Annotated in this window: 12 protein-coding genes; 4 read left to right on the top strand and 8 right to left on the bottom strand. The window is 67.2% G+C overall.

All coding sequences use genetic code 11. The features are described from left to right. Positions 1-41: 41 nt before the first annotated feature. Complete coding sequence (locus BO221_RS34630; RefSeq protein WP_073565119.1) at positions 42-629, bottom strand: acyloxyacyl hydrolase; 588 nt, start codon at positions 627-629, stop codon at positions 42-44. Positions 630-842: 213 nt separating this feature from the next. Here BO221_RS34630 and recJ point away from each other — a divergent pair, with 213 nt between their 5' ends. Further along, positions 843-2555 carry a single-stranded-DNA-specific exonuclease RecJ gene (recJ, locus tag BO221_RS34625; protein ID WP_073565163.1) on the top strand — a complete coding sequence of 571 codons (1713 nt, stop codon included), beginning with the start codon at positions 843-845 and terminating at the stop codon, positions 2553-2555. 4 nt (positions 2556-2559) lie between these two features. On the opposite strand, the gene BO221_RS34620 is transcribed toward recJ, so the two are convergent. Beyond that, the gene (locus tag BO221_RS34620) at positions 2560-2781 is read right to left on the bottom strand and encodes a YHS domain-containing protein (protein ID WP_047856904.1); all 222 of its coding nucleotides are present in this window, start codon (positions 2779-2781) and stop codon (positions 2560-2562) included. A gap of 276 nt (positions 2782-3057) precedes the next feature. Between BO221_RS34620 and BO221_RS34615 the strand changes: the two genes are divergently transcribed. After that, positions 3058-3696 (top strand): tetratricopeptide repeat protein, encoded by a 639-nt coding sequence (locus BO221_RS34615; protein ID WP_073565118.1) that lies wholly within the window; start codon positions 3058-3060, stop codon positions 3694-3696. Between the two features lie 8 nt (positions 3697-3704). Here the strand turns inward: BO221_RS34615 and BO221_RS34610 are convergent, their stop codons facing one another. The 4 genes from BO221_RS34610 to BO221_RS34595 all read right to left on the bottom strand — a co-directional run bounded on the left by BO221_RS34610 (position 3705) and on the right by BO221_RS34595 (position 6826). Then, complete coding sequence (locus BO221_RS34610) at positions 3705-4028, bottom strand: hypothetical protein (protein WP_143195853.1); 324 nt, start codon at positions 4026-4028, stop codon at positions 3705-3707. A 65-nt stretch (positions 4029-4093) separates the two neighbouring features. Next, positions 4094-4615 carry a hypothetical protein gene (locus tag BO221_RS34605; RefSeq protein WP_073565116.1) on the bottom strand — a complete coding sequence of 174 codons (522 nt, stop codon included), beginning with the start codon at positions 4613-4615 and terminating at the stop codon, positions 4094-4096. An 82-nt stretch (positions 4616-4697) separates the two neighbouring features. Next, positions 4698-5543: a hypothetical protein gene (locus BO221_RS34600; RefSeq protein WP_073565115.1), complete on the bottom strand. Its 846-nt coding sequence runs from the start codon at positions 5541-5543 to the stop codon at positions 4698-4700. After that, complete coding sequence (locus BO221_RS34595) at positions 5540-6826, bottom strand: hypothetical protein (protein WP_073565114.1); 1287 nt, start codon at positions 6824-6826, stop codon at positions 5540-5542. Before BO221_RS34595 ends, BO221_RS34600 begins: the two co-directional genes overlap by 4 nt. A gap of 235 nt (positions 6827-7061) precedes the next feature. Between BO221_RS34595 and aspS the strand changes: the two genes are divergently transcribed. Then, positions 7062-8882, top strand: coding sequence for an aspartate--tRNA ligase (aspS, locus tag BO221_RS34590; RefSeq protein WP_073565113.1), 1821 nt, complete (start codon positions 7062-7064; stop codon positions 8880-8882). A gap of 16 nt (positions 8883-8898) precedes the next feature. Further along, positions 8899-9816 (top strand): diacylglycerol kinase family protein, encoded by a 918-nt coding sequence (locus BO221_RS34585; RefSeq protein WP_073565112.1) that lies wholly within the window; start codon positions 8899-8901, stop codon positions 9814-9816. Positions 9817-9831: 15 nt separating this feature from the next. Here BO221_RS34585 and BO221_RS34580 read toward each other — a convergent pair whose 3' ends face one another. Together BO221_RS34580 and BO221_RS34575 are read right to left on the bottom strand one after the other, a co-directional pair. Beyond that, entirely contained in the window at positions 9832-11166 is a 1335-nt protein-coding gene (locus tag BO221_RS34580; protein ID WP_143195852.1) for a carboxypeptidase-like regulatory domain-containing protein, read from the bottom strand. 144 nt (positions 11167-11310) lie between these two features. Continuing rightward, complete coding sequence (locus tag BO221_RS34575) at positions 11311-12642, bottom strand: carboxypeptidase-like regulatory domain-containing protein (protein ID WP_143195851.1); 1332 nt, start codon at positions 12640-12642, stop codon at positions 11311-11313. Between the last annotated feature and the right edge of the window lie 75 nt (positions 12643-12717).

The raw sequence follows: 12717 nt of genomic DNA, 5'->3' as shown, positions 1-12717 counted from the left end.
CGCGCGGGGACGAGGGCCTTCGGTTTTTCAGGGGCACCGGCTCAGAAGCGGCCACCCACCGTGAGGGTGCCGTCCACCAATGCGCCGCTCGCGTCGTCGGAGACCGCTCCGTCCGCGAAGTTGTCGTCCACCAGCACCCGCCACGTGCCCCGGATGCCCGCCGTCAGCGCCCCGGCGTTGAACTCGAGGCCCGCCGCCAGCGGCACCTCCTGCATCAGGTCCGAGCTGTACGTATCCCCCGTGCCCCCCCGCACGTACACGTACGAGACGCCCAGCCCCGCGCCCACGAAGGGACGGACCTTCTCGAAGGGCGGCGACACCTTGACCAGGGTGCTGGCGCCGTGCCGGATGAACGAGGGCGCCTCCGAGGCCCGGAAGCGGTCGTCCGTCACGTCGTTCTTCGAGCCCTCGTAACCCACCTCGAAGCCCAGCATCGAGAAGGGCTGCAGGTTGAGGGTTGCACCCCAGGTGGGCCCCGTCGCGGACAGCTCGCCCAGGTCGCCCGTGTACCCGCCGATGCCTCCGTCCACGAAGACGTTCACATCTCCTTGCTTGTCCTGCGCCATCGCGGTACCCGCCACCCCGAAGCCCAGCGTTAGCACCGCCCACCGGATGCCCCTGCGTGTCATGCAGCCCTCCTTGTTCAAAGCCGTGCATCGCAAGCTGTTCATCCCGCGCGACGCGTGCGCCGGCAGCGCATCCCAGGAGCGCTCGGCTGCTCGTCCGCTGTGTGGACGGGGGGACGAGAGGCAGGTCGGGTTTCCTCTGACAGACTTCCAAAGTAGACTGTCGGTGTATTGGCCCGGAGCCCCACGCGGGTCATCCGAGGAGGGTAGGTGAACGTGCGTTGGTTGATGCCGGAGGTACCCCAGGAGCAGGCCGCGGCGCTGGCCGCTGAGCTCGGGTTGCATCCGCTCTCCGCCCGCGTGCTCGTGCACCGCGGCCTGCGCACCCCCGAGGCCGCCTCGGCCTTCCTGTCCGACAGGCTGGCCGATCTGCCGGACCCCTTCCGGATGAAGGGCATGGCCGCCGCCGTGGAGCGGCTCTTCCGTGCCATCCGCGAGAAGGAGCACATCACCCTCTACGGCGACTACGACGTGGACGGCGTGTGCTCCACCTCGCTGATGGCCCTGTTCCTCCGGGAACTGGGCGTGCGGCCGGCCACCTACATCCCCCACCGCATGGACGAGGGCTACGGCCTCAACCTCCAGGCGGTGGAGAAGATCGCCGCGGACGGCACGCGCGTGCTGGTGACGCTCGACTGCGGCGTCACCTCCGTGGCGGAGATCTCCCGGGCGCGCGATCTCGGCCTGGACGTGGTGGTGGTGGATCACCACACGGTGCCGCCCACGCTGCCTCCGGCCGTGGCGGTGCTCAACCCGCACCAGCCCGGCTGCGAGTACCCCACCAAGCACCTGTGCGCCGCGGGCGTGGCCTTCAACCTCTGCATGGGCCTGCGCAAGAAGCTGCGCGAGGACGGCTGGTTCGCCACCCGCAAGGAGCCCAACCTCAAGGCGCTGATGGACCTGGTGGCCATGGCCACCGTGGCGGACGTGGTGCCCCTCACCGGCGCCAACCGCATCCTCGTCCACCACGGCCTCCAGGAGCTGTCCGCGGGCCGCCGCTATGGCGTGCGCGCCCTCAAGGAGGTCGCCGGCCTCGATGCGGACAGCCCCGTTACCGCCGGGCAGGTGGGTTTCCGCCTCGGACCCCGCATCAACGCCGCCGGCCGGCTCCATGACGCCTCGCTCGGGCTTCAGCTCCTGTGCTCCGAGACCCTCGAGGCGGCGCGCTCGCTGGCGCAGGTGTTGGACCGCGCCAACGCCGAGCGGCAGGGCATCGAAAGCAGCATCCTCACCGAGGCGCTCGCCCAGGCGGAGGAGCGGGCCGAGCACGCGCGCGGTTTCGTCCTCTACTCCGAGGGCTGGCACCCGGGCGTCATCGGCATCGTCGCCTCGCGCGTGGTGGAGCGCTTCCACCGTCCCACGGTGATGGTGGGCGTGAAGGACGGGGTGGGGAAGGGCTCGGCGCGCAGCATCGAGGGTTTCCACCTCTACGACGCGCTCAGCGGCTGCGCGGACCTGCTCGCCCGCTTCGGTGGGCACAAGCACGCCGCCGGCCTCACCATCGAGGCGAAGCACCTGCCCGCCCTGCGCGAGTCCTTCGAGCGGATTGCCAGGCAGCGGCTGACGCCCGAGGACCTCATCCCCCGCTGCAAGGTGGACGCGGTGGTGGGCGTGAAGGAGCTGGACGAGCGCGCCGTGGAGGCGCTCCAGAAGCTGGGGCCCTTCGGTCAGGGCAACCCCGAGCCCGTGCTCGTGCTGCGCCACCAGGTGGCCCGCCCGCGTGTGCTCCCGCACAAGTCCGGCGGTGCCGGCCACCTCAAGCTGGCCCTGGTGGACGCTCCCTCCGTGGACGCCATCGGCTTCGGCATGGCGGACCGGGTGTCGCTCACCGAGGGCCCGGTGGACCTCGCCTTCCAGGCGAGCTTCGACACCTTCCGCGGTCAGCGGCGGCTGTCCCTCAAGCTCAAGGATCTGCGCATCGCCGCCTGACGGCTCAGGCGATGCCCCAGCGCACCCGGCCCGGCGTCAGCAACGCGCCGGCTCGCGCCAGGTCGTTCATCCGGAAGCGCTCCGCCTGCTTCTGGAACGCCGTGCGGCACCGCTCCGAGCAGAAGAAATACCGCCGCTTCTTGTACTCCGTGGACGGACGGCCCTCGGGCGCCTCCAGGTGCTTGCCACAGACCGGATCCAGGTGTCGCTTCGCCACGTCCTTCATTCCCCGCCTCCCCAACCAGACTCACCTGCCTGTGCCCCGGCTCAAAGCAGCGCGCATGCCAGCGCCCGGCCTCGTGGATTCGCGGGGTTGCGGGTTGGACTGGGGGACGAGAGGCGGCGGGCCCACCCGAGAGGGTGAAATCTTTTCCCAACCCACGGGCCCGGCTGGCACATGGCCGACACGCTCCTTGTCCCGGGGGCCAGTCCTCACATTGTGGGGGATCGCACTCGGGGGCGATAGACTCCACCCACTTCCCCCCGTTCCGCCGAGTCCGTCATGTCCGCTGAGCGCTTGCTTGCCCTGGTCTGTTTCCTCCTGATCGCCGGGTGTGACTCCAAGTCCGCCAACAAGCAGGAGAAGAAGCCGATCGAGCAGATCTCCGACGTGTACCGCAGCGGAGCCGTGGAGGAGGCGGAGAAGCGTCTGCGCGCGCACCTGCAGGCCGAGCCGCGGGATGACCTGGCCTGGACCCTGCTCGGTCATGTCCTGGTGGACCTGAACAGGACGGCCGAGGCCGAGGCCGCCTACGCGAAGGCCCTGGAGATCGAGCCCCGCCGCATCGAGGCCATCACCGGCCAGGGGCGCATCTTCCGCATGCACAAGCAGTACGAGCAGGCCATGGCCGCCTACAAGCGGGCCACGGCCATCGATCCGTCCTTCGCCCAGGCCTGGTCGAGCATGATGGTGGTGTCACTCAAGCGCGGCCTGTACGACGAGGCCATCGCCCACGGGGAGAAGGCCCACGCGCTCGACAAGAACGACCCCACCATCGCCGCCAACCTCGCCATCGCCTACCACTACGCCGGCAACACCACGAAGCGCGACGAGTTGCACCTGGCCGCGCAGAAGCTCGGCTTCAAGGGCATGGACTGGCTGGACAAGGTCTACGCCGGGGAGATCGAACTCCGCGATTGAGCGGGCGCTCAGCCCCCGCAGACGCCCGTGTAGTCGCCTTTATCGTCGAAACATCGCGCCTTCGCCGGTGAGTCCGGGCAGTAGCAGTAGGAGCCATCGGCGCAGAAGTCCTGCTCCACGCCGCAGGTTATCGCGCAGCTCCGAGAGTGTTCGTTGGGGTAGGTCTTGAAGGTCACGCACGTGTAGCCCTTCGCGCATTGGAGCGAGCTCACGCAGGGTCCGTCCTCGCAGCCCGTCAGGGGTAGGAGGAGGGCGGCCAGCGCGAGCACCGCCCACCCAAAACCATGACACCGATGCCGCGCTTCGTTCTGGATTCCGTGGAACGGGTTCATGCTCTTCTCCGGACGTCGAGGTGTTCAGGCGTCCAGAGCAAGTTCCGAACCAACGTGCGCGCTCTTTAATAGGTCCCGCACCAGGTCGAGGTGTAGCTGCCCTGGAGTGTCCCTCCGTCCGTGGAGCTCAGATCGACCGTGCCGGTGGCTCCCGCCGTCGGGTCCGCGTCGAATCCCACGGTGAAGGAACCCTCGAGCCAATCGATTCCCAGGGCCGCCCCTCCATCGGGGTTGAACTGGACCCGGTAGATGTTGGTGCCCGTGGACGCGATCGTTCCCTTCGCGGGCGCGCCTGTCGGATTCCTCGCCTCCAGGACCAGTCCCCAACCAGGGCCCTTGCCCGGGCTCGTGAGCTCTTCGCAAGGGACTTCCACGCTCGTCAGCACGACCGCCAGCCGGGAGTAGTCTGGACCTCCATCGGGCAGGGTTCGTGCCACCACCTGGGCGGCCTTCACCTCGAAGGCCAGGGACCCGGACAGCGTGGCCTCGCCGTTGTTCGGGTTCTCCTCATCCTCGGGAGCGCCGGGACATCCACCCAGCACGAGGGCGGTCAACAGCAGCGAACTGCGAAGGAGTTTTCTGTTCATGCCCTTGATGACGATGAACAGGCTCCAAAGCGGTCACACGGGTTCAACCCGGGGTCTCGATACCCTCACCCCGGGGGGTTCCTCAGAACGCCGTGCCGAGGCTCGCGCCCACGAACGTGTCGTCCTGATAGCCGCGACGGAACCTCATCAGCTCCACCCGCCACGCCAACCGCACGTTCGATTCCATCGACAGCTTCGTCCGGCCCCTCAGGCCCACTCCGTACTGGATGAGCAGCTTCGTGCCGTCCATCGGCGTCAGCTTGCCGCCCACCTCCAGCGTGGTGTGCTCGTACACGAAGCCTCCGCCCAGCTGCGCGTAGGCTCCGTAGTCCGAGGACTCGCCGAACGTCAGCTCATACGCCGGCGCGATCGTCGCGTAGTGGATCTGCGTGTCCCCGACGATCAGCTTCGTGCCCTCGCGCACCCCCGCGTACGTGTAGCGCACGTCGAACCAGAGCGCCTCGCGCAGTGCCTCCGAGCCCAGCAACCGCCCGTACTCCCACGTGAAGCGCCCGCCCACCGCTGGCAGCAGATCGCCCACCAACTGGCCCCGCGGACTGCTCAGGAACATCGCCCCGCCGAGCACCTCGAAGGCGATGCCCGTGTTCGGGTCATCCAGGCGAGACATCCGCTCGTAGCCCTTCTCCTCCTCGTCCCCCTCGGCCGCCCGCCGGAATTCATCCGCCGTGTCCCGCTCCTGGCGGCTGCGGCGCTGCTGCGCCCGCTCGGGATTCTGCTCGTCCGGATAGGCGTACGGCGAGTCCTCGTCCTGCGTGCGGCGCCGGCGCGAGTTGTTCTTGTTCTCCGTCTCCTCTTCGTCCGGATAGGCGTACGGCGTGTCCTCGTCCTGGGCGAACGTGGGCGTGGCGAGCGTCAATCCCCCCAGCAGACAGGGAAGGAACCAGGAATGCAGGTTGGAGGTCTTCATGGGGCGATCGAGCAGTCGTTGATGGTGGCGCCTTCCGGGCAATCGCTGGGACCCGCATCCGTGCCGCCCGAGAGATCGGTGATGGGGATCCGCAGCCGCGTGGCGAAGTTGGAGCACACCCGGGTCTTCAAATCGACTTCACCGTTCGGGATGTGCTGGATGATGCTCCGCAGGGCCCGCGCCAGCGTGAACCCGTACTGGTCGTTGGTGTACGTCCTCGCCAGCTGGGCCAGGCCGGGCTTCGCCGGATCCACGTCCGAGTAGGACGCCACCACCGCGCGCGCCAGCACCTGGCGCCAGGCCGGCGACGTGGACGCGGCCTCGTAGAGCGCGCTCGCCACGATCGTGCCCACCTGGTAGTGCCCCGGGTCGAACTGGCCGAAGTTGGCCGTGAACAGGCTCTGGCTCAGCTCCGTGCCCATGCACCACTTCCTCGACAGATCCCGCGCCTCCGCCTGCTGGCCCTCCAGCGTGGTGTACAGCACCCGCGGGTTGCAGTTGTAGGACGTCGCGCACGAGGCCACGTAGGCGTGGAAGTCCGCCAGGCCCTCGTCCAGCGACTTCATCGCGTTGAGCCCCGGCGTGCTTCCCACCTGCGACCAGCTCTGGATGGTCACCGGAACGCCCTGGCCCTCGTACACCCGGCGGTTGAAGACCAGGTGCGCGTACTCGTGCGTGAGGATGGAGGCGTTGAGCGCCATCGGCGCCTTCTCGATCGTCTTGAAGGGCAGCACCAGGAAGGCCTGCACCGGCGAGAAGTAGATGGCGTTGTCCACCTGCGGCTCGTCGTTCAGGTCCGCCAGGACGAACTCGGGGAAGTAGTAGGTCGTCGTCTGCGGCAGCTCCGCCGCCTTCACCTCGGCCGTGTTGATGAAGTAGTCCCAGGCGCGCTCGAGGTTGTAGTACGTGGTGACGAGGTTCCACGTGTGGAAGTCCGCCGGCCACAGCACGCCCTTCTCGTCCGTGATGTAGCTGGCGGTCACGGAACGGCCCGCGTCCTTCAGCACCGCGAGCTTGTACGCTTCATCGCCCTTGCCCTGCGCCGCGTTGAGCTCGGGATCCGCCGAGTCCAACCGGATGTGGGCGCCCCCCACGGTCTTCATCACCTGGCCTTCCATGGTGACGATGTTGGTGACCGTCTTGAGCTCCACTTCCGTGGGCGTGTACTCGCCATTGCTGGAGAGCACGAGCGCACGCACCTTGACGGGGGGCTGGGAGGGCGGCGCGCACGACGCGGTCAGCGTCGCGAGCGCGGCGGCGGCGGCTGTCAGCTTTCGAACCATGGTGGCCTTCTTACTACGGGTCCGGTGGCCACTGAAGCCGGGCCGGAAAGTGGGCTCGGAGCCCAGCCATCGTTGGCAGGCCGAGCAGCGGCCGGGGAGGCGGTGTGAGGGGAGGCACCCACGCTCGCTTTCACTTCACGCGCGGCCCGGGGGTTCCTTCTCGGATTCCTTGACGCACCGTTTCCACGCTCTCTATGGTGCCGCCCTTCCAACCCCCCTCTGTGCAGGCGGTGTCATGGCGGTCCCGTTCATTACCGAGGTCAAGCGTACGCATACCTGTGGCCAGCTCACCAAGGCCAACATCGGTGAGGAGGTCGTCCTCTTCGGCTGGGTGCAGAACAGGCGAGACCACGGCGGCGCTGTCTTCATCGACCTGCGTGACCGCGAGGGCCTCACCCAGGTGGTCTTCGAGCCGGACATCGCCAAGGAGGCCCACGAGCTGGCCGGGCAGCTGCGGCTCGAGTACTGCATCGGCATCAAGGGCAAGGTCGCCTCGCGCGGCACCCAGGTCAATCCCAAGCTCAAGACGGGTGAGATCGAGATCAAGGCCACGGATCTCACCATCTTCAACCGCTCCGAGCCCACGCCGTTCCTCGTCGAGGACAACATCGACACGGCCGAGGACAAGCGCCTGGCGTACCGCTTCCTGGATCTGCGCCGGAAGCCGCTGCAGCAGTCGCTGATGACGCGTTCCAAGATGAACGCCATCACGCGCTCGTACATGGTGGATAACCGCTTCCTGGAGCTGGAAACGCCCTTCATGGGCAAGTACACCCCGGGCGGCGCGCGCAACTTCCTCGTCCCCAGCCGGCTCAACCCGGGCAAGTTCTACGCGCTGGCCGAGAGCCCCCAGCTCTACAAGCAGCTCTTCATGGTGGCGGGCTTCGACCGCTACTTCCAGATCGTCAAGTGCTTCCGCGACGAGGACCTGCGTCTGGACCGGCAGCCCGAGTTCACGCAGATCGACGTGGAGATGAGCTTCGTCACCCAGGACGACATCTTCACCATCATCGAGGGGCTCATCAAAAAGCTGTGGGGCGAGGTGCTCGGCATCGACGTGCCCACGCCCTTCATGCGGATGGACTTCTACGAGTCCATGGCCAAGTACGGCAACGACAAGCCGGACCTGCGCTTCGGGCTGGAGCACATCGTGCTCACGGACCTCATCAAGGAGCACGGCGCCGGTGGTGGCGTGCCGATGATGTCGGAGGCGGTGGAGCAGGGCGGCATCGTCAAGGCCATGGTCGTCCCCGCGGACAAGCCGATGAGCCGCGCGGAGAGCGACAAGCTGGAGGAGTTCGCCAAGCAGAACGGCGCCAAGGGTCTGGCGCGCGCCAAGGTGGGCGAGGGCGGTGAGTGGACGCAGTCCCCGCTGTCCAAGACGATCACCCCCGCGCTGCGCCAGGCCATCAACCAGGCGTGCAACGCGAAGACGGGAGATCTGCTCCTGTTCCAGTTCGGCCGCGAGTCGCTGGTGCACACGGTGATGGCCAACCTGCGCGTGCACGTGGCCAAGAAGCTGGGCCTCATCCCCGAGTACGGCAGCGGCGGCGTGTGGAAGTTCCTCTGGGTGGTGAACCCGCCCCTCTTCGAGTACGACGAGGAGACGAAGACGTGGGCCGCCGCGCACCACGCCTTCACCCGGCCGCACGACGGGGACGTGCAGTACCTGCTGACGGATCCGGGCAAGGTGAAGTGCCACCGCTACGACGTGGTGCTCAACGGCTTCGAGATCGGCGGCGGCTCCATCCGTCTGCACGACCCGAAGGTCCAGGCCGAGGTCTTCAAGGCGCTGGGCATCTCGGACGAGGACGCACGGGCCAAGTTTGGCTTCCTGCTGGACGCGCTGAAGTTCGGCGCGCCGCCGCACGGTGGCATCGCGCTGGGCATGGACCGTCTGGTCATGCTGCTGACGGGCGCCGAGTCGCTGCGTGACGTCATCCCGTTCCCCAAGACGAAGATGGGCACGGATCTGATGACGGGCGCCCCCGGCGACGTGGACGACAAGCAGCTGCGCGACGTGCACGTGCGTCCCGTGCCGCCCCCCCAGAAGTAGGACCTGGTAACCCGCGATGAAGACGTTCCTCGTGGTGAATCCGCGCAGCGCCGGTGGCGAGACGGGCAAGCGCTGGGCGGAGATCTCGGGCCAGGTGACCCGGGCGATCGGCGATTTCGGGTTCGGCTTCACCGAGCGCGCCATGGACGCGGTGCGCATGACGCGCGATGCGCTCGCGAATGGGTACGAGTGCGTCGCCGCCGTGGGCGGGGATGGCACCGTCAACGAGGTGGTCAACGGCTTCTTCGCCGAGGGCAAGGCCATCAATCCCAACGCGGCCCTGGGGCTCATCCCCCGGGGCACCGGTGGTGACTTCCGGCGCGCCTTCGGCTGGGAGCTGGATCTGGACTCCGCCCTGGCGCGGCTGCGCACCGACAAGACCGAGCCCTTCGACGTGGGCTTCGTCGAGTACGTCAACCACCAGGGTCAGAAGGAGTCGCGCTACTTCGCCAACATCGCCTCCTTCGGCGTGAGCGCGGCGGTGGCGCACGAGGTCAACATCGGCAGCAAGGCGCTCGGCGGCAACCTGAGCTTCCTGTGGGGCACGGTGAAGACCATGGCGAAGTACAAGGACCGCAAGGTGCGCCTGCGCGTGGACGGCGGAGAGCCCGAGGAGCTGGGCATCACCGTCGTCGCCGCCTCCAACGGCCGCTACTTCGGCAGCGGCATGTGCGTGGCGCCCAAGGCCATCACCCATGATGGCGTGTTCGACCTGACCATCTGGCACGACTACGGCCTGTCCGACTTCATCATCAAGTCCAAGGGCGTCTACAACGGTGACCACATCACCTGGAACAAGACGCGCTACCTCCAGTGCCGCACCCTGGAGGCGGACAGCGACGAGGAAGTGTTCCTGGAGATGGATGGAGAGGTGCCCGGCAGGCTGCCGTGCCGCATCTCCATCCTCCCCGGCGCCATCCGCCTCAAGGTGTGAGGGGCGGGCGCCGGTTCAGGGCGTGGCGGCCGTGGTGAAGCTGCGCGACCCGGAGATGCCGAGGGAGTAATCCGTCGAGCCCAGGAACGGGTTGCCCTGCTCCGCGATGATGCTCAGGGCCTCCATCGAGGCCACCGGAGCGAAGCCCTGGACGTTCCAGGAGAACCGGGTGCTGGCGGGCAGGCTCATGTCGACGGCGCTCAGGTCCGGGAGCGTGGTCCGCGTGCCGCTCGTGTAGATGTTCACGGTATAGGAGAACGTTCCCTCCGCCGCATCCTCCTCCCGGAACTGGACCATGTGGATGCCGCCCGTGAATGCCGTCCAGGAGAACTCGGTGGCGCGTGTCACCTCCGTCGCCTCGTTCGCCGGCTGGCCCTGCTCTGGGGCCTCCTGGAGCACCAGCGCCGCGTTGCTGGTGCCCGCGGTCAATCCCTTCTTGTAGAGCATGGAGTAGGCCGTCCCGAGGGGCTCGCCCGGTTTCTCCTGGAGCGCGTTCACGTACATCGTGAAGGTGCTCTGGGGAATCTGGGGCACCAGGTAATCGAAAGCTCTGCCGGGTTCGGTGTCGGAGAACAAGTAGGTGTTGGCGCTCCCCTCGGGCACGAGACTCGCGTCGATCGTCGTCAGGGCATAACCGTCCGGAACGGTGATGGTGCCCGCGAGACGGGCTTCGGTCACGCTGGTCATCGTGATGTCCAGCGCGGAGTGCGTGGCGGTATCGTTGAGCGTCACGTTGTCGCGCCGGCCAAAACCCAGATAGCGCGAGGGCGGCGAGAAAAACCTGCTGCGCTCCGTCTGGAGCACATAGAGCGTGCCCGTAATGGAAGCAGGCCCCCTCCAGCTCATCGACGCATAATAGGTGCCCCCGGGGTTCGGGTTGGTGGCAGTGCTGCTGCTCGCCGAGGCGAACTCCACCCGGGTGAAGCGGGTGGTGTCGTAGGGCGTGCTTCCACCGGTGACGGTTCCCTCCAGCCCGGCACTGCGATCGTCTTCCTCCTCTCTCGTGGCGAAGGGCAGCGTGAGATCCTGGCGCGAGAGCCCCTTGTAGACGGCCGCGGTGCGGAACCTGCGTTGGACCACGATGACATCATAGGGCGCCGTCACTCCCGAGATGCTGAATGCACCCGCCCTGTCCAGGTCGACAGCGTGTCTGTCATCACCCGGGATGAGAATCGATGCGTTCTCGAGGGGCTGCCCCTCCTGATCCAGCACCTTTCCGGTCACGGTGATGGTGGAAGGCGCCGGGTCTCCACCCGGGTCTGGATTGGGATTGGGATTGGGGTTGGGGCCGGGACACGCCGTCAACAGCAATGCGGCACCACAACTCCACGTCCACGCTGCTCTCTTCATCAAGGGCTTCTCCTACCAGTGTCTGGCGGATGATGACCCTTGCGAGCGCACCAGGACAAGGGAGCCGCCCCCGTCTCCATCCTTCCCGGCGCCAGGTGTGAGGGCGCCGGGAAGGATGCCGGAGTCATGGGCTCCGGCTTGGGTTCAGGGAGCGGCGGACGTGGTGAAGGTGCGCTCCTCTGAAGTGCCGAGGGCGAAATCCGTCGTGCCCAGGGCCGGGTTGCTCAGCGAGAGATCGCTCAGGGCATTCATCGAGGCCACTGGGGCGAAGCCCTGGACTCGCCAGGTGAACCGGGTGCTGGCGGGCAGGCCCATGTCGACGGTGCTCAGGTCCGGGAGCGTGGTCTGCGTGCCGCTCGTGAAGACGGACACCGTATAGGGGGACGTCCCCGCCGCTGGCTCCTTCTCCTCGAACTGGACCATGTGGATGCCGCCCGTGAACGCCGTCCAGGAGAACTCGGTGGTGCGTGTCACCGCCGTTGCCCCATCCGCCGGCTGACCCGGACGAGAGGCCTCCTGGAGCACCAGCGCCGCGTTGCTGGTGCCCGCGGTCAATCCCTTCTTGTAGAGAATGGAGATGGCCGCGTTCTCGGGGGCGCTCAGGTCCCCACTGATCGCCATCACCTCCATCGAGAGGGTGCTCTGGGCAATCTCGGGCACCACGTAGTCGAACGGGCTGCTGGTATCGAAGGCGCGGAACAAGTCGAGGTGGGTGTTCTGATCGGGCATGAGGCCCACGCCGATCCCCGCCACCTCATAGCCGTTCGGCGCGGTGATGGTGCCCGCGAGACGGGCGCTGGTCACGCTGTTCATCGCGACGTCGATCGCGGAGCTCGTGGTGCCAGCGGTGAGCGTCACGTTGTCGCGCCGTCCATAACCCAGATAGCCCGTGGGAGGCAGGAATGGCGAACTGCTCTCCAACTGGATGGCGAAGAGCGAGCCCGTGATGGAACTGGAACCGTTCCAGCTCACCTCCGTCGAATAGGTGCCCGCGGGGTCCACCTGGGTGCCAGCGCTACCGTTCGCCGAGACGAACTCCACATTGGTGGGGACGTCGTCGTTATAGGGCGTGCTTCCGCCGGTGACGGTTCCTTCCAGTGTGGCCTTGCTCCCGTCCGTCTCCTCGGCATCCGTAATGAGAGGCAGCGTGAGGTCCCGGCGCGAGAGTCCCTTGTAGACGGTCGCGGAGCGGAGCGCGCGCTGGACTACGATGACATCATAGGGAGCCGTCACGCCCTCGATGCTGAAGCTGCCCGTGCTGTCCAGGGCCACGGCTTGTCTGTCATTGCCAGGGATGAGAATCGAGGCGCCCTCGATGGGCTGCCCATCTCCCGTCAGCACTTTTCCGGACACGGTGATGGTCACGTCTCCACCGGGGCCGGGATTGGGATTGGGATTGGGATCGGTGCCGGGATCGGGGCACGCGGTCAGCAGCAATGCGGCACCAAGACTCCACATCCAAGTTGCGTTCTTCACTGGTGGCTTTCTCCCATCGGGGTCCGGCAAGGATGTTCCTTGCAGCGCATACGAACGGGAGGTCACCAGCTTTAT

The organism is Archangium sp. Cb G35, assembly GCF_001896145.1.
Classification (GTDB): domain Bacteria; phylum Myxococcota; class Myxococcia; order Myxococcales; family Myxococcaceae; genus Archangium; species Archangium violaceum.
The sequence above is the reverse complement of the archived record's forward strand: the minus strand, read 5'-3'. Positions and strand labels throughout refer to the sequence as shown.